Below are 16,174 nucleotides of genomic sequence, written 5' to 3' on the forward strand. Positions count from 1 at the left end.
AACCTGTCCCGACACGAAAGCTCCGCTGGCGTGATCATCAACGGCTGGGGATTAGAACAAAAGGCCAGTCAAAACAATGGTTTTTGCCCCGGCCCGACCACGCTCAGGCGATCTCCTCAACGAGGGCCACGCCGGCCTCTCGCATCGCCGCCGTGGCGGCAGCAAGCGAGCCGCCGAGATCGATGGCACGGCAGCCCGGCAGCACGACCGCGGTCTCGAAGCCGAGCCGCCGCGCATCGAGCGCCGAATACTGCACGCAGAAATCGGTGGCGAGCCCGGCCATCACGACGCGCCTGAGGCTGCGCTCGCGCAGATAACCGGCGAGCCCGGTCGGCGTTATCCGGTCGTTCTCGAAGAACGCCGAATAGGAATCGATCGCGGCCCGAAACCCCTTGCGGATCACGAGCTCGGCCCGGTCGGTTACGAGGTCGGGATGAAACGCGGCGCCGACTGTGCCCTGGATGCAATGATCCGGCCACAGCGTCTGCGGCCCATAGGGCATGGTGACCGAGGAGAACGCCGCCGCGCCCGGATGCGAGCTCGCAAACGAGTTGTGGCCTGCCGGGTGCCAGTCCTGGGTCAGCACGACATGGTCGAAGCGCGCGGCGAGCTGGTTGACGACAGGCACGACGGCATCGCCGTCGGCCACCGCCAGCGCGCCGCCCGGGCAGAAATCGTTCTGCACGTCGATGATCAGCAAGAGATCGTCGGGCCCGATCTTCATCACGTCCCGATCCGCAACGACGCGCGCAGCTTGCGCAGGCAGGCGATCACCGACAGCGCCGTGATGCGGCCGGTCTTGGGGTTCTCCGAGGGGATGTTCTCGATCGTCATCGAGAACCGCGCGGAATCGGAATCGACCTCGATTCGGTGGGTGTTGCGTGTCACCGTCGGATCCGCCCAAATCTCGACCCTGGTTCGATCGGGGCCGATGCCGGCGAGCGACAGCGCCACCGCGACGTTGAGATTGGCCGGAAAGCCCTTTGCCGCATCGCGCGCGCTGCCCTCGAAGATGCGCAGCGGCTCGGTGATGTCATCGATCCGGATGTTGTTCTCGACCAGATGCGGCGCGCCGATGAGGCCCGCGACCGGCTTCCGCGTCACGAGCCTCGCCGAATGGATGGTCCCGACCGCGGCCGCGGTCACGGCATCAAGCCCGATCAGCGCTCCGGTCGGCACGATGATCTGGCCGCCATGCGCTTTCGCGAGGTCGACCAGATCCTCGTTCTGCAACAGCGCGCCGACGCTGAGCACGACCGCGGTCTTGCCGCGCTCGACCACCGGCGCCACGATCACGCGCACCAGCTTGCTCGGCGCGCACTCGACCACGATGTCGGCGAGCTCGGCAAGCTCATCGATCGGCACCAGCTTCGGCGCGGACTTGAGCTCGGCGATCCAGCCGCGGTGCTTGTCCGGACTGTTCGCCGACACCGCAACCAGCGTCAGGCCTTCGATGCCCCGATCGAGCGCCTTGACGACATCAGCGCCGATCGCACCGAGGCCAGCAACCGCAACCCGTGTCTTTGCCTTGTTGTCAGCCATCATTTCCCGCCGGCGAGCATCTTGACCAGGCGATAGAGGTACTCCTCGCCCTCGTAGAATGACTTGACGAGCACGCGCTCGTCCTTGCCATGGTTCCGGTTGTCATCGACATCGGCGCCGAGCCCTGAGTGACCATAGGTCGGAATTCCGGCATTGCGCAGATAGCTGCCGTCGGTGGCACCAGTGCTCATCACGGGGACGATTTCGGCATTCGGCCAGAATTCCTTCGACAGCTTCTCGACCGATCCCATAATCTCCTCGTTCAAGGGCGACGGCGGGCTCAACACGGCTTTGCCGGTCGGGGTCACCTCGATCTGCTTGTCGGCGAGCACGCGCTCGATCGTCGCCTGGACGCCTTCGACCGGCTCGCCGGGCAGGATCCGGCAATTCACCTTGGCGGTTGCCAGCTGCGGCAGCGCATTGATGGCGTGGCCGCCCTCCAGCATGGTCGCGACGCAGGTGGTGCGGAGCTGCGCGTTGTAGCCGGGATTCTCCGACAAGCGCGCCAGCGCCGCCGGATCGGGCTGCGGCGCCAGGATGGCTTTGATATCATCGGCATGCGACTTGTCGACTTCGGCGGTCTTGGTGAAATAGATCCGCGTGGTCTCGTTAAGATTCATCGGGAAGTCGTATTTGGAGAGCCGCACCAGGCCCTCCGCGAGCCGATAGATCGCATTGTCCTTGCGCGGCAGCGAGCTATGGCCACCGCGATCCTTCACGGTGAGCTGGTAGCCGATCGAGACCTTCTCGCTGGTCTGCACGCTGCTGCGGATCGCCTTGCCGTTCTTCAGGCCGACGCCGCCGCCTTCGTTGAGCGCGAACTCGGCGTCGATCAGGTCGCGGTGGTTCTTGATCAGCCACTGCATGCCAAGGCCGTTGGCATCGAGGATCTCCTCGTCGGTCTCGAGGGCGACGATGATGTCCCGGTCCGGCTTGTAGCCCTCCTTTTTGTAGCGGATCAGGTTGGTGATGAAGGCGGACGCCATGTATTTGTCGTCGCTCGAGCCGCGGCCATAGAAATAGCCGTCCTGCTCGGTGAGCTTGAACGGATCGACCGACCAGTCCTCGCGGTTGGCCGGCACAACGTCGATATGGGCGACCAGCAGGATCGGCTTGCGCGCGCCGGAGCCGCGCAGCCGTGCCACCAGATTGCCCTTGTGCGGTGCGGGCGAGAACACATGCACGTCGCCCTCCGGAAAGCCTGCCGCGCGGAGCCGCGCGCCCATCGCTTCCGCCGCCTTTTGCGTATCGCCAGTCGCGGTGGTCGTGTTGATCTCGACCAGTTCCTGGTAGATGCCGCGGGCAAATTGCTGCTGTTCGGTCAGTCCCAGCGCGCTGGCGCCGGACGCGAGCAGGACCGGAGCGAACGCCGCCGACATCAGCAATAATCGAACCATGTTTCGGCCTTGTGCGACATCGTGCTCTCCCAGAATTCCACCACCTGATTGGAGATGAATTCAGACAGGCGGCACGCGCTTTGGCAAGACGGCGAGCCCTCCAATTTCCGCGCGCATGCTCCGCGCTTTCGCGCACGCCAATTGGAGTCCTTATTTGGCATCCTTGGCCGCAATCACCTCGATCTCGACCAGGAAGCCGGGATTGGCAAGCGCGGCGACGCCGACCACCGAGCGCGCCGGCAGGTTCGGCTGGCTGCCGCCGAAGAACTGGGTGTAGCCCTCCATGAAAGCCTTGAAGTCCATCGGCGCAGCCGCGTTGTGCACCAGGAACACCTGCATCTTGACGACATCGCCCATGCCAAGCCCTTGGCCTTCCAGAATGGCCTTGATGCGGTTGAGCACGCCGACGGTCTGGGTCTTGGTGTCGCCATAGGCCTGCGGGCTCGACGGATCGGCATCCTTGTTGGCGACCGGCGGCACCTGGCCGCTGACATAGACCGTCGTGGTGTTGCCGGTGACGGTCACGGCCTGCGCGATCGGAAATGTCGAGTTGGGAATCGGATGCCTGACCACATCAGCCGAGGCAGCGGTCGCCATCGCCGACAGCGCGGCGCCCAGTGCGATACCGATGAATTTCATCGAACTCTCTCCAAAGTGGTTAGCGGCGGGCGTCCTGGACGTCCTTGGTCGTCATCGCGTCCTGATAGGTGTTGCCGAAGTGCGTCCGCAGATAATTCACAACTGCGGCGACTTGACCATCGGTCATCATGTCGCCGAACGCCGGCATGCCGCGGCGGCCATTGACGACCAGGTAGATCGGATAGCTGCCGGTCTCGAGATTCTTGTTGCCGGCGAGCGAAGGATAGGTGCCGGCGCCGCTTGCGCCCGTCGCATCCGGCATGTGGCAGCCCTGGCAGACATTGCCGAACAGCTCTTCGCCGGTCATCTCCACGAAACGGTAGCCTGAAGAGAAGGTGCGCTTGGTCACCCCGCTGTCCTGCCCGAGGGCCGCAGTCGCCGACAGCAAAATCAGCGCCGCGATAACCGGTGTTCCTGTCCGCACCATCATGTCTTCACCACGCGTTCGTGCAATCGGGTAATCGCATCGAGCGCGGACAGGATCGCACCCTCCTGCCAGGCCGGCAGCTGCGAAGCGTGCTCACCCGCCAACGCGATGCGGCCGTCGATCTGGCAGAGATTGCGGTAATGCTGCGCCCGCCCGGCTTCGGTCCATTCACCGGCGCAGCCGAGCGTGAACGGCACGCGATGCCACGCCACCGCGACGCCGTTCTCGAACTCGCTTTTGTACTGCGGATGGATCTTGGCGCCGAACTCGACCGCGCTGGCGACCCGCTCGGCCGGCGTCATTGCCGTGAACTCGAAGGAATTGGCGCCTTCATACAGATAGGCGCCGAGCAGGACGCCGCGGCCGCTGCGGTTGAAGCCAGAGTTCGGATAGCCGATATTCCGGATCGGCAGATCGGTATAGCTGATGCCGCCGTAGATCGCCTCATCCTCCTCCCAGAACCGCCGCTTGAACTGCAGCCCGACCTTCACCGAGGCGGCGTAGGGCAAGGAATCGATCGCATTCTTCATCGGCCCACCGACGTCGAGAGGCAGCTGGCTCAGGATCGGCAGCGGGATGGTGCAGATGCACCAGTCGGCGGTCGCCTGCTGCACCGCGGATGAACTGGCGGTGTCGACATAGCTCACGGTGACGCCGGAGCCGTTCTGCTGGATCTGCGTGACCTTGGCGTTATAGCGGATGAGATCGCCGACCTCGCGCGCGAACGCCTTGCCGATCATGTCCATGCCGCCGACCGGCTGGAACATGGTGGTCTGAAAATCGTAGTGCGCGAAGCTCTGCACATAGCGCCACATCCGCGACCGCAGCAGTTCCTGCAGCGAGATCGGATCGCTGGGCAGTGGATCGCCCATCAGGCCGCCGCCGGGATCGCGTGCATAACCGCGCACGTCGGCGGAGCGGAGATTGGCACTGTACTTGTAGTCGCGATCCAGTGCGCCCCACTCCCGCAGCGCCTGCAGCAGGATCTCCTGGTCCTCCTTGCTGACGAATTCATCGAGCCGGCCCTGCTGGCTGACTTTCGCGAGCAGCTCCGACACTCCGCCCTGGAAGTCCGCCTTGATGCTGCGAAAGCGTTGCGGCTTGCCGTCGAACGCACGCGTCGCGTGCAGATAGGCGTTGTGGTTGAGCTGGATGAAGGGTTCCAGCGTCACGTTAAGCCGGCGGCAGTAATCGAGCAGAGCGCGATGATGATAGGGAATCCGCCACGGGCCGGGATTGAGATAGAGCCCCTGCTCGAACTGGCAGGTCTGCTTGAAGCCGCCGAGTTCGGTAAAGCTGTCACCGCCGCGGATCGACCAGTTGCGACCGCCGGCGCGGCTGTTGAATTCGAGGATCTGGACCTTGTAGCCTGCCTTGCGCAGTTCCAGCGCCGCCGTCATGCCGGCAAGCCCCGCGCCGAGAATCAGCACCGAAGCGCCCTTCACGTCGCCTGTGAGCTTGAGCGGGCCCTTGTAGGCGGACTCGGATGCGAAACCGAGGCTCGTCATCGCCTGATACATCGCCGAACTGCCGGCGATGGTCCCGATCAGCGCCAGCAAATCCCGCCGCCTGATCACAGATTGGTTCTGCACCCGCGTTCACCCAGCCACTGATTTCGATGGCGAAGGGAAACGGTTGACGCGACCCGTGTCAAGAAAGCGCACGCGCTTACACATGCGCCCACACGCGCTTTTGATGCGTCACGCGACCGATACCTCACACCACGCGTTCGAGTTGCACGCGCCGGCAGTCCATTTCATAGTCTAATCCAACCACCGGCGGCCGGTCGAAATGCCAGGTCAGGCCATTGCGAAGCACGCCACGGCGGCCGAGCTCGCTTTCGAGCACCGGATAGGCATCGTGCACGGTGTAGAGCTGCACCGCGGTGGTGTCGCGCCAGGAGCCGCCGAACGCGCTCATCCGGCGTTCCATCTCGCCAAGCACGAATTTGGCCTTCGCCAGAATGCCGGCCGGGCTGGTGTCGCCGGGCGCGACAGTATGATCGCGATAATTGGCCTTGCCCTCGACCGACTCGCCGCTGCCGGCGACGACGAAGCTCGTCGGCGCGTCCTTCGCAGCCGGCACCGTGTAGCAGAAGGCGTGCAACGACGGCTCGGCGGGCGGATCGAGTTTTGGACAGACGTTGCTGCGCGCCACCGGATTGACGCCGTCGCGCATCACACCCCAGGCGATCAGCGTCTTGATGTAGATTTCGTTGAACGCCTTGAACCCGTCCTCGGTGAACGGCGCCGGCGAGCGCAGTTCGCAGGCAGCGAACGCGGTCAGCGGACGGCCCGCGCCCCTGATGATATCGGAAATCCGTTCAAAACCCGCGCTCAAGGGTATCAGTTCGGAGAACCTGACCCGCTCGATGGCATAACCGGGCAGCGCACCGACGCCGCAGGAATACTGACTGACGCCGGGCATGAAGCGGTAGCCGCCGTCGGGAGCCTCGCTGGTGTTGGTCATGTTGCCTCTTGATGTGGATACGGTGGTGCGGCCGTCGCGAGGTTCGCGATGGAGGGTATGCACGAACTGCTCGATTTCACCACAGCCGTCGTCCTGGCGAAAGCCAGGACCGATAACCACCCGCATTTCGTGATGAATGGAATCGCGGCCCCAGCGTCGCGCAACGATTGAGATTTGGGGTAATGGGTCCTGGCTTTCGCCAGGACGACGCTGAGTGTGTTGCGCCGCTTGTGAGTCGCACGTTCGCATTCTCGCGACATGAGCCCGAGCTTTGCTCTTTCGTTCCGCCCTCCTCTTGCAGAGGGCACAGGGAAAGCCGGGTGCCGATCGCACCCATGGGCCCCGAGCAATGGGTAGAAAGCTCGGGGGTAGGACCACAGGTGTAACCGGGAACTCCGGCTTTCCCTGCGCGATGGTTTTACGGCTTACTTCGTGCTCTCCCCGGCGAGACTGGGCTTGCTTGTCACCGCCTTCACAAGACGCGTAGCGCGTTGTGAAAAGACACCTGCCGCTAGGGCGTCAGGACCACACGACTTCGCCGTCCGCTTCACGCGCACTCGTCAGTTGCGCGATCGGCGTCCACCGCATCTCACCGCAACACCCGTGACGATGCGCAGCGCCCCTCGATCGGGTGAGACGGGCAAACCATACACTGAGTTGCACTTCGGATAAAGCGAAATATATTTGCGGCGGGGGCTTGCGCCGTCGGGCAACTCAGTGGCACGCGCGCGTGAAGCGGGCACCGGCGGAAGGTTCCCCTCTCCCCTTGCGGAGAGGCGCCACACGGCGGGCTCTCTCCGTATCTGTCACGACGACAAGCGAACGAATCCCGAGAGCGATGTCCTCATCGATCATCTCGCCCGGGCCCCCCTTCTCCCCTCCCTCTCCCGCAAGGGGAGAGGGAGCCTGAGAGACGTGCTCACCTCACAGCATTCTGCGGCGTCTCGCTCCCTAATGCGCCTTGGCGACGTAGGGGCAGCCGCCTTCATCGAGCGGACGGAAGGCCTGGTCGCCCGGCACCGTCGCGAGATATTCGTAGAGATCCCACTTGCTCTTGGACTCTTCCGGCTTCTTGATGCGCATCAGATACATGTCGTGCACCATGCGGCCGTCCTCGCGTACGACGCCGTTCTGGGCAAAGAAATCATTGACCGGGGTCTTGCGCATCTGCGCGATCACGGTCTCTGAAGCCACCGAGTTGGTCGCCGCGACCGCCTTGAAATAATGCCGCAGCGCCGAGTTGACGCCGGCCTGGTAGGCCGTGGGCATCGCGCCATGCCGCTTGAAGAATTCCTGGGCGAAGACGCGGGTCTCGGGCGTGCGATCCCAATAGAAGGAATCGGTGAACAGCAGATCGTGCGCATGCGCGAGGCCAAGCGCCGGCACGTCGGTGAGCGTCACCTGCAGCGCGACGAGCTGCATGCTGGCGCGGATGTTGAACTCGTCGGCCTGGGACACCGCGTTGCGGAAATCGGAGCCGGCGTTGGCGAGCGCCAGGATCTTGGCGCCGGAGGACTGCGCCTGCAACAGGAAGGACGAGAAATCGGCGGTGTCGAACGGATGACGGACGGCGCCCAGCACCTTGCCGCCGGCCGATGTCACGGCCTTGCTGGCGTCGCGCTCCAGCGCCTGGCCGAACGCGTAATCCGCCGTGAGGAAGAACCAGGGCGAGCCGCCGCGCGCTACCACGGCCTTCGCCGTCGCATTCGAGGAGGCATAGGTGTCGTAGGTCCACTGCACGCTGGTCGGCGAACACTGCTTGCCGGTGAGGTCGGATGAGCCGGAGCCCGAGATCAGAAACAGCTTCTTGCGTTCGCGCGTCACGGTCTGGATCGCGAGCGCCACCGCGGAATTGACGCCTTCGGCGATGACGTCGACACCCTTGTTGTCGATCCAGTTGCGCACGATGCCGGTCGCCACGTCAGGCTTGTTCTGGTGATCCGCGGAGATGATCTCGATCTTGCGTCCGGCGACCGTGCCGCCGATTTCCTCCGCGGCCATTTGCGCCGCGATCACCGATCCCGGGCCATTGCCGTCGGAATATTGCCCGCTCATGTCGGTGATGATGCCGACCCGCAGGACACCATCCTCCGCGCGAGCAGCGCCGGCCGCAAGGGAGAGACACACGGCGGCAATTGCGACCAGGACAGGCGAGCGTTTTGTGATGGACATTTCGTTCCCAAGGGTTCGGATGGTTCGGACGAACTCCTGAAGCAATCAGGGATCGCCGACAACCCCATCGCTGGCATGGCGCTCTGCGATTCCGCGCAAGAATTCCGGGAGGAGGAACATGCCCGGGCGCCGATACGCGCGTCGCCGATCATGCGAACGCCGCGACGAGATTTTCGCCGCGGCGTTCCTTACAGTGCTGGATGGTTTCGAAATCGCCTCAGCGCCGCTCCCACAATTGTCTTGCCAGGATGCCGACCTTGCGCTCGATCGCCTCGGCGGCATCGAGGCACATGTCCTCGCGATAGCGCGAGCCGACGATCTGGACGCCGACCGGCAACCCTTCATGCAGGCCGACCGGCACCACGGCCGCCGGCAGCCCCAGCACGTTCATCGACGAAATAAAGCGCAAATCGTTCCAGAACAACTCCTTGACGCGCTGGTCGCCGCCGAGATCGGCATTGACCTCCGGCGTCTGGCGCACCGAGGTCGGCATCAGCACCAGCGGATACTGCTCGAGGAACATCATCCAATTCCTGATGTGGCGCGACCGCTCGGCGATCGCCTTCATGTAGCCGGCCTGGTCGAGCGGGTTGGCCAGCGCCATGAAGCCGCGGAACGTCTTCTGGAAGTCGGCACTCGTCGCCGCCAGCATCTGGTCCTGCTGCAACACACGGGTCTCGGTCATGATCAGGTCGCACCAGAGCTGCCAGACCTTGTTGAGATCGGGCACCTCGACTTCGCTGACCGCGTAGCCCGCATCGGCCAGATGATCAGCCGCCTTGCGCTGAAGCGCGATCACGCCGCGATCGGTCACCATGTCTTCAGGGATCTTTGCGAGCGCGACCTTGACCGGTGCGGTAGGCTTCGGCCCCGTCAACGGCGCCGGCACGTACCAGGGATCGCGCGGATCGCGCTGCGCCATCACCTCCAAGCCGAGGCGGACGTCGGCGACGTGGCGCGCCAGCGGTCCTTGCGACGACATGAACTGCGCCATCAGCGGCCGTTCTGCCGTGGCGCTGGGATTGAACGCCGGAATCCGGCCTTGGGTCGGCTTGATGGTGGCGATGCCGTTGCAATGCGCCGGCCAGCGTAGGGAGCCGCCGATGTCGTTGCCATGCGCGATGGTGCCGATGCCGGCCGCGATCGATGCGCCGGCGCCGCCCGATGATCCGCCGCAGGTCACGTTCGCGTTCCAGGGATTGCGCGTCAGGCCGTGCAGCGGGTTGTCCGTGAAGCCGCGGAGCGAGAATTCCGGCGTGTTGGTCAGGCCGATGATGATTGCGCCGGCCTTCTTGAGATTGGCCGTCACCGGCGAGTCGCCCGGCGCGATATTGTCCTTGAACGCGACCACGCCGTTCGAATTGGCCTGGCCCTCGACGTCGATGTTGATTTTGATCGTGACCGGCACGCCGTGCAGCGGTCCGACGGCGCCGCCCTTCCCTTTGCTTGCCGTCAGCGCTTCGTCGGCCGCCTTGGCGGCCTTCAGCGCAGCGTCGCCGAGATCAATGACGACGGCGTTGAGCGCCGGATTGGCCGCGTGCATGCGGTCGAGATGGGCGCGAACCACCTGCTCCGAGGTCACTTCGTTGTTCCTGATCGCCGCGGCCGTCTCGACGGCGGACCATTGCCAGATCGGTGCATTCGTCACGTGTTGTTCTCCCGGTTGTGTTGAGTGCTTTGTTGTTGGTTCAGTCTCGCGGATCGATCGGCGTCAGCGTCGACGCACGCGCCTCGATCACCTCAGCGTTCAACGCCGGATTAACCTCTGCGATCCGATCGAGGCTGGATTGCACCGCGTCCCGGCTGGAGATCGCGCGCGTCGCGATCGCCCGCGCCAGATCGACGGCCGACCAGCTCCACAATTCATTCTCGCGCCGCCTAACCATTGTTGTTTCCTCCAACGCGTGATGCAACAGTCAGCCGATGCGGTTCAGTCGAGCCGCAACGGCTGGTGAAAGACGGGCAGATCCATGCGGCGGTCTTCCGCGGGGACGACCACGGCTTCGGCGCTCAGCACATGGTCGAGCATCACGCGTCGGGCGCGCGCGGCATTGCCGGAGCGGAACGCGGTCATCAGGCGCTTGTGAAACCCGATATTCTCGCAGGTGAAGCTGGATGCGAATTCCTGCACGCCGAGCTTGCCGATCAAGTGCCGGATCGCCTCGTTGACGAAGCGGGCGACCAGGCCGAGCAGCGGATTGGGACAGGCCTCGATCAGGATGTCGTGGAAATCGATCTCGGCGTGGCGGTGGTGCTCCCAGTCCGCGATGCCGCCCGGATGGTGCTCCTGAACCGCGATCGCCTTGTCGAGCGCGGCGAAATGCGCCGCTGTGAGGTGGCCGACCACGCTGAAGGCGAGCTCCGGCTCGATCAGGCGGCGGATCTGGTAGATCTGCGCGGTGCTGATCGACTGGAAATAGAAGTAGTTGCTGAGCAGGCCGACGATCCGGTTGATCGACACCGGCGCCACCCGCGCGCCGCCGCCGGGACCGGTGGTGTTCTGCACCAGCCCCTGCACTTCCAATGATTTGAGCGCCTCGCGGATGGTCGAGCGGCTGCAGCCGAACATCTCGATCAGCTCAACCTCCTGTGGCAGCCGGTCGTTCGGCTGCAAGCCGGCCTGGAAGATGTGGCTGCGGATCTGATCGGCAACGGCGTCCGAGCGCTTGCGCTTGATCGAGGCGCGCCGCGACGGGTCCAGGGAGGGGAGAGCCGATTTATCCATTTTATGATCATAAATAGGATCGAGACGGCTTGGCAAGGGCGATCGCCCCAAAAAGGTCGTCGTACCCGGGGCTCATCCCGGGCATGACGGCCGACCCAACATTCAGGAATTGGCGAGAGACGATCGCTCAGTTCGCTCCGCGCTGTGCCTCGAGGCCGCGGCTGTAGCGCGACATCCCAAAGCAGAACACGAAGTAGATCACACCGACGAAAACATAGACCTCGACGCTGAACGACTGCCAGGCCGGATCGACGATCGCGGTCTTCGCCGTCGTCAAGAGGTCGAAGATGCCGATGATCAGGACCAGGCTGGTGTCCTTGAAGAAGGCTATGAAGGTGTTGACCAGCGGCGGGATGACGTGGCGGATCGCCTGCGGCAGCACGATCAGCGCGTTCTTCTCCCAGTACGACAGCCCGAGCGCATCGGCGGCCTCATATTGTCCGCGCGGCACCGCCTGCAGGCCGCCCCGCACCACTTCCGCAAGGTAGGCTCCGGCATAGAGGATGAAGGCGATCTGCGCGCGCAGCAGTTTGTCGATGTTGACGCCGTCGGGCATGAACAGCGGGAACATCACGCTCGCCATGAACAGCAGGCTGATCAGCGGCACGCCGCGGATGAGCTCGACATAGAGCACGCAGAGCGAGCGGATTGCAGGCAGCTTTGAGCGGCGGCCGAGTGCCACCAAAATTCCGAGCGGGAAACCGAAGGCGAGCCCGAACGTCGCGAGGATCAAGGTCACCGGCAGCCCGCCCCAGCGGTCCTGCGTGACAAAGGACAGCCCAAGGAAGCCGCCCCACATCAGGCATCCGATCGCGATCAAGGCTGCGGCCCAGAGCAGGAACAGCTCCTTGCGCCAGAAGCTGCGGCGGCTCGAGACCGCGAACAGCGCGATGAAGATCAGGACCGCGAGCGCCGGCCGCCACTGCTCGTCGAACGGATAGGTACCGAACAGGATGAAGCGGTACTTCTCGGGCACGACCGCCCAGCAGGCGCCGGCGCCGCGCAGCGCGCGGCAGGCGCTGGTGTCGTTGCCGGAGACGATCCAGACCGCGTTGGCAATGCCCCATTGCCAGAGGCCGATGCAGGCCTTGCCGAGCACGAACAGCAGCAGCAGCGTCATGATGCTGGACGGGATCGAGGCGAACAGGTTGGCGCGCAGCCACGCGGTGAGATGTCCGCCGAGCGCCCGTGGTGCGGGCCGCGGCCCGATCGGCAGCGGATCCTGCGGAAGGTGTGCGACCGAGCTCATCTCAGCGCTCCACCAGCGCGATCCGCGCATTGTACCAGTTCATGAACAGGCTGATGCCGAGGCTGATGGTGAGGAACACCATCATGATCAGCGCGATCGACTCGATCGCCTGCCCGGTCTGGTTCAGCGTGGTGTTGGCGATCGAGACGATGTCCTGGTAGCCGACCGCGACCGCGAGCGAGGAATTTTTCGTCAGGTTGAGATACTGGCTGGTCATCGGCGGGATGATGACACGCAGCGCCTGCGGCAGCACGATCTGCTGCAAGACGAAGCCGCGCTTCAGCCCGAGCGCCTTGGCGGCCTCCGACTGGCCGCGCGGCACCGCCTGGATGCCACTGCGCACGATCTCCGCGATGAACGCCGAAGTGTAGGTGACGAGCGCGATCAGCAGCGCAAAGTATTCCGGCGCCAAGGTCAGGCTGCCGACGAAGTTGAAGCCGCGCAGCTCCGGCAGCATGATGCTCCAGCTGGCGCCCGAGAGCCACGACACCAGCGCGGGCAGCGCGACCACGAGGCCGAGCGCGTAGGGCCAGGTCGGCCGCGCCTTGCCGTCGAGCATCTGCTGCGCGATCAGGCGGCGCCTGACGAGATGGAGCACGACGAGACCCGCGACCAGCGCCAGGATCGTCCACCAATTGGCCTCCTGCAACGGGACCGACGGCAGTATCAGCCCGCGATTGGAGAGGAACACGCCCTCGATCGGCTTCCACGCCTGACGCGCGGCCGGCAGCCCTTGCATCAGCACGTACCAGAACAACAGCTGCAGCAGCAGCGGCAGGTCGCGCAGCACCTCGACATAAACAGCGGCGAGCCGCGCCAGCAGCCAGTTCGACGACAGCCGCGCGATGCCCACCAGCGTGCCGATCACGGTCGCCAGCACGATGCCGATGACAGCGACGCGCAGCGTGTTGACGATGCCGACAATGAAGGCGCGCAGGTAAGTGTTCTTCGGCGAGTAATCGATCCAGGAATCCGCGATCGGCATGCCGGCTTCGCGACCGAGGAAGGCAAAGCCGGTCGAGATGCGCCGCACCGAGAGATTATGGACCGCGTTCGACCACAACCATGCGACGATGGCGACCGCGATGGCGACCACCAGGACCTGCCAGAACAGGCCGGCGACGCGGGGATCGCTCAGCGAAAGCCGCCAGGACCGACGTGGAGCCCGGGCGGGAAGGCGTTTCGGCGTCGATGTCGTCACAGCACAAGGATCCCAGTGAGAAGCGATCTTCTGCCATGCGCAAGAGCGTGTTCGAGGCTGCGCACTTCATATGTTGCACCAAATTGATATTCGTGCAACATATGTTTCATGGGCCAGGCTCAGCCGAAACCATCGCCCCTGAACGAATTGTGCAGCGCATTGCCGTCGCTGCCGACGCGTTTGCAGGAAGTCGGACGTTTTGTCGCAGCCAATGATTACGACGCCACCACCCGCTCGATGCGCGAGCTCGCCTCGGTCGCCGGCGCCGACCCTGCATCCTTCACCCGTCTTGCCAAGGCACTCGGCTATTCCGGCTGGGACGAATTGCGCGCCGCACTCACCGAGGCGCGACGGCCGGCGCAGGGCTCGCCGTTCTCCGGCCGCGCCAAGGGCCGCCGCGCCGGGCCGAATGCCGATGTCAAACTGGTGCACGACAAGCTCGAGGCGGAAGCCGCGGGGCTTGCACGGATTTCCGCGAGCGCGATCGCGGACGCCGCGCGTGCGCTGCACGCCGCTGATAGAATCTGGATCACGGGCTTTCGCAGCTGCCGCAGCGTTGCGGAACTCCTCACCTATCAGCTCCGCCTGTTCCGTCCCGATGCCGTGCAGCTGGTCGGCGGTTCCGGCCCGTTCGATCTCGACCACGGCGCCTTCCGCTCAGGCGACGCCGTGGTCGTGATCGGCTTTGCGCCCTACACATTGGTCAGCGTCGAGACCGCGCGTGCAGCGCATCAGGCGCGCGCCACGCTGATCGCGATCGCCGACACGATCAGCGCGCCGATGGCCGAGGGCGCCGATCATCTCTTGCTGTTCGAGGCCGCCTCCTCGCCCGGCTTCTTCCCGAGCCTCACCGGCGCAATTGCGGTAGCGCAGTCGCTGGCCGCCGTCGCCTTCACGCTGGGCGGCGCGGGTGCCAAGCGCAAGCTGGAGGAGACTGAGGGCCGGCTTGCCGCGATGTCGCAATATTTTGTCGAGAAAGGATAAGTATCATGGCAGTCCCCTTGGCCGCCAACAAGAGCCGCGTGATGCATCGCAGCCTGCGCGAAACCCCGCCGAAAGCGGTCGGCGGCGACGGCGTCTGGTTGATCGCGGAGGATGGCCACCGCATTCTCGATTCCTCCGGCGGCGCCGCGGTGTCCTGCCTCGGCCACCAGCACCCGCGTATTCTTGCTGCGATCGCAAAGCAGGCGTCCAAGCTTGCCTATGCGCATACCGGCTTCTTCTCGTCGGAGCCTGCGGAAGAGCTCGCCGAGCGGCTGGTCGGCCACGAGCCCGGCGGCCTCGGCTACGTCTATTTCGTCAGCGGCGGGTCGGAGGCGATCGAGGCCTCGATCAAGCTGGCGCGGCAATATTTCATCGAGCGCGGCGAGCCGAAGCGTGCACGCTTCATCGCGCGCCGCCAGAGCTATCACGGCAACACGCTCGGCGCGCTGTCGGCCGGCGGCAATGCCTGGCGGCGCGAGCCCTATGCGCCGCTGCTGTCACCAGCGTTCAGCCACGTCACCCCGGCCTTCGCCTATCACGAGAAGCGCGATGATGAATCGGAGGCCGCGTTTGTGGCCCGGCTCGCCGCCGAGCTCGAAGCGGAATTCCAGCGGCTCGGCCCCGAGAACGTTGCCGCCTTCATCGCCGAGCCGGTGGTCGGCGCCACCGCCGGCTGCGTGCCGGCGCCGGAAGGTTACTTCAAGGCGGTGCGCGAGATCTGCAACCGTCACGGCGCGCTCTTGATCCTCGACGAGGTGATGTGCGGCATGGGCCGCACCGGCACACTGCATGCGTGGGAGCAGGAAGGCATCGCGCCCGACATCCAGGCGGTCGCCAAGGGACTCGGCGGCGGCTACCAGCCGATCGGCGCGATGCTTGCGAGCGGTGCCATCGTCGACACCGTGCGCAACGGCTCGGGCGCGTTCCAGCACGGCCACACTTATCTCGCGCATCCGCTCGCCTGTGCTGCCGCGCTCGAAGTGCAGAAGGTGATCAGTGAGGAGAAGCTGCTCGACCAGGTCAAGGAGCGTGGCCGCCAGCTCGAGCAGCGGCTCACCGAACGCTTCGGCAATCACCGCCATGTCGGCGACATCAGGGGCCGGGGCCTGTTCTGGGCGATCGAGCTGGTCGCCGACCGCGGCACGCGGCAGCCGTTCGATCCCAAGCTGAAGCTGCATCAACGGATCAAGTCCACAGCGTTTGCCGGCGGGCTCGGCTGCTATCCGTCGGGCGGCACCGCCGACGGCCAGCGCGGCGACCATGTGCTGCTCGCCCCGCCCTATATCGCAACTTCCGGCGACATCGACATGATCGTCGAAAGGCTCGGCGCTGCGGTAGACAGCGCGTTGAAAGATGTTGGTCATTAGGA

The 16,174-nt window shown here is 64.8% G+C and carries 15 protein-coding genes; 2 read left to right on the forward strand and 13 right to left on the reverse strand.

All coding sequences use genetic code 11. From position 1 onward, the window contains the following. Nucleotides 1–103: 103 nt before the first annotated feature. From pncA to HAP47_RS30780, 13 genes are all read right to left on the reverse strand, one after another. Nucleotides 104–724 carry a bifunctional nicotinamidase/pyrazinamidase gene (pncA, locus tag HAP47_RS30720; RefSeq protein WP_173643047.1) on the reverse strand — a complete coding sequence of 207 codons (621 nt, stop codon included), beginning with the start codon at nucleotides 722–724 and terminating at the stop codon, nucleotides 104–106. Beyond that, nucleotides 724–1,542, reverse strand: a complete 819-nt coding sequence (locus HAP47_RS30725) for an aspartate dehydrogenase (RefSeq protein WP_173641357.1) — start codon at nucleotides 1,540–1,542, stop codon at nucleotides 724–726. The genes pncA and HAP47_RS30725 overlap by 1 nt, the downstream gene beginning before the upstream one ends. Continuing rightward, complete coding sequence (locus HAP47_RS30730; protein WP_210285336.1) at nucleotides 1,542–2,939, reverse strand: M20/M25/M40 family metallo-hydrolase; 1,398 nt, start codon at nucleotides 2,937–2,939, stop codon at nucleotides 1,542–1,544. The genes HAP47_RS30725 and HAP47_RS30730 overlap by 1 nt, the downstream gene beginning before the upstream one ends. A 150-nt stretch (nucleotides 2,940–3,089) precedes the next feature. Then, nucleotides 3,090–3,578 (reverse strand): Rid family hydrolase, encoded by a 489-nt coding sequence (locus HAP47_RS30735; protein WP_173641356.1) that lies wholly within the window; start codon nucleotides 3,576–3,578, stop codon nucleotides 3,090–3,092. Nucleotides 3,579–3,597: 19 nt separating this feature from the next. Continuing rightward, entirely contained in the window at nucleotides 3,598–4,008 is a 411-nt protein-coding gene (locus HAP47_RS30740) for a c-type cytochrome (RefSeq protein ID WP_231168476.1), read from the reverse strand. Then, entirely contained in the window at nucleotides 4,005–5,597 is a 1,593-nt protein-coding gene (locus tag HAP47_RS30745) for a flavin monoamine oxidase family protein (protein ID WP_173641355.1), read from the reverse strand. Before HAP47_RS30745 ends, HAP47_RS30740 begins: the two co-directional genes overlap by 4 nt. A gap of 124 nt (nucleotides 5,598–5,721) precedes the next feature. Beyond that, nucleotides 5,722–6,474 (reverse strand): 2-amino-5-chloromuconate deaminase CnbZ, encoded by a 753-nt coding sequence (gene cnbZ, locus HAP47_RS30750; RefSeq protein ID WP_173641354.1) that lies wholly within the window; start codon nucleotides 6,472–6,474, stop codon nucleotides 5,722–5,724. A 951-nt stretch (nucleotides 6,475–7,425) separates the two neighbouring features. Further along, complete coding sequence (locus HAP47_RS30755) at nucleotides 7,426–8,646, reverse strand: ABC transporter substrate-binding protein (RefSeq protein ID WP_173641353.1); 1,221 nt, start codon at nucleotides 8,644–8,646, stop codon at nucleotides 7,426–7,428. 217 nt (nucleotides 8,647–8,863) lie between these two features. Beyond that, nucleotides 8,864–10,294, reverse strand: coding sequence for an amidase family protein (locus HAP47_RS30760; protein WP_231168478.1), 1,431 nt, complete (start codon nucleotides 10,292–10,294; stop codon nucleotides 8,864–8,866). Nucleotides 10,295–10,334: 40 nt separating this feature from the next. Then, nucleotides 10,335–10,532, reverse strand: a complete 198-nt coding sequence (locus HAP47_RS30765) for a hypothetical protein (protein ID WP_173641352.1) — start codon at nucleotides 10,530–10,532, stop codon at nucleotides 10,335–10,337. A gap of 44 nt (nucleotides 10,533–10,576) precedes the next feature. Continuing rightward, on the reverse strand, nucleotides 10,577–11,371 hold the full coding sequence (locus tag HAP47_RS30770; protein WP_173641351.1) for a FadR/GntR family transcriptional regulator: 795 nt from the start codon (nucleotides 11,369–11,371) through the stop codon (nucleotides 10,577–10,579). Nucleotides 11,372–11,498: 127 nt separating this feature from the next. After that, entirely contained in the window at nucleotides 11,499–12,620 is a 1,122-nt protein-coding gene (locus HAP47_RS30775) for an amino acid ABC transporter permease (RefSeq protein ID WP_173641350.1), read from the reverse strand. A gap of 1 nt (nucleotide 12,621) precedes the next feature. Next, the gene (locus HAP47_RS30780) at nucleotides 12,622–13,758 is read right to left on the reverse strand and encodes an amino acid ABC transporter permease (RefSeq protein ID WP_210285630.1); all 1,137 of its coding nucleotides are present in this window, start codon (nucleotides 13,756–13,758) and stop codon (nucleotides 12,622–12,624) included. A gap of 171 nt (nucleotides 13,759–13,929) precedes the next feature. Here HAP47_RS30780 and HAP47_RS30785 point away from each other — a divergent pair, with 171 nt between their 5' ends. Both HAP47_RS30785 and HAP47_RS30790 read left to right on the forward strand, forming a co-directional pair. Beyond that, nucleotides 13,930–14,805: a MurR/RpiR family transcriptional regulator gene (locus HAP47_RS30785; RefSeq protein WP_173641348.1), complete on the forward strand. Its 876-nt coding sequence runs from the start codon at nucleotides 13,930–13,932 to the stop codon at nucleotides 14,803–14,805. Nucleotides 14,806–14,822: 17 nt separating this feature from the next. After that, complete coding sequence (locus HAP47_RS30790; RefSeq protein ID WP_173643043.1) at nucleotides 14,823–16,172, forward strand: aspartate aminotransferase family protein; 1,350 nt, start codon at nucleotides 14,823–14,825, stop codon at nucleotides 16,170–16,172. The last annotated feature ends 2 nt before the right edge of the window (nucleotides 16,173–16,174 follow it).

Origin of the sequence: Bradyrhizobium sp. 41S5, from assembly GCF_011516665.3 — a bacterium.
Classification (GTDB): Bacteria; Pseudomonadota; Alphaproteobacteria; order Rhizobiales; family Xanthobacteraceae; genus Bradyrhizobium; species Bradyrhizobium quebecense.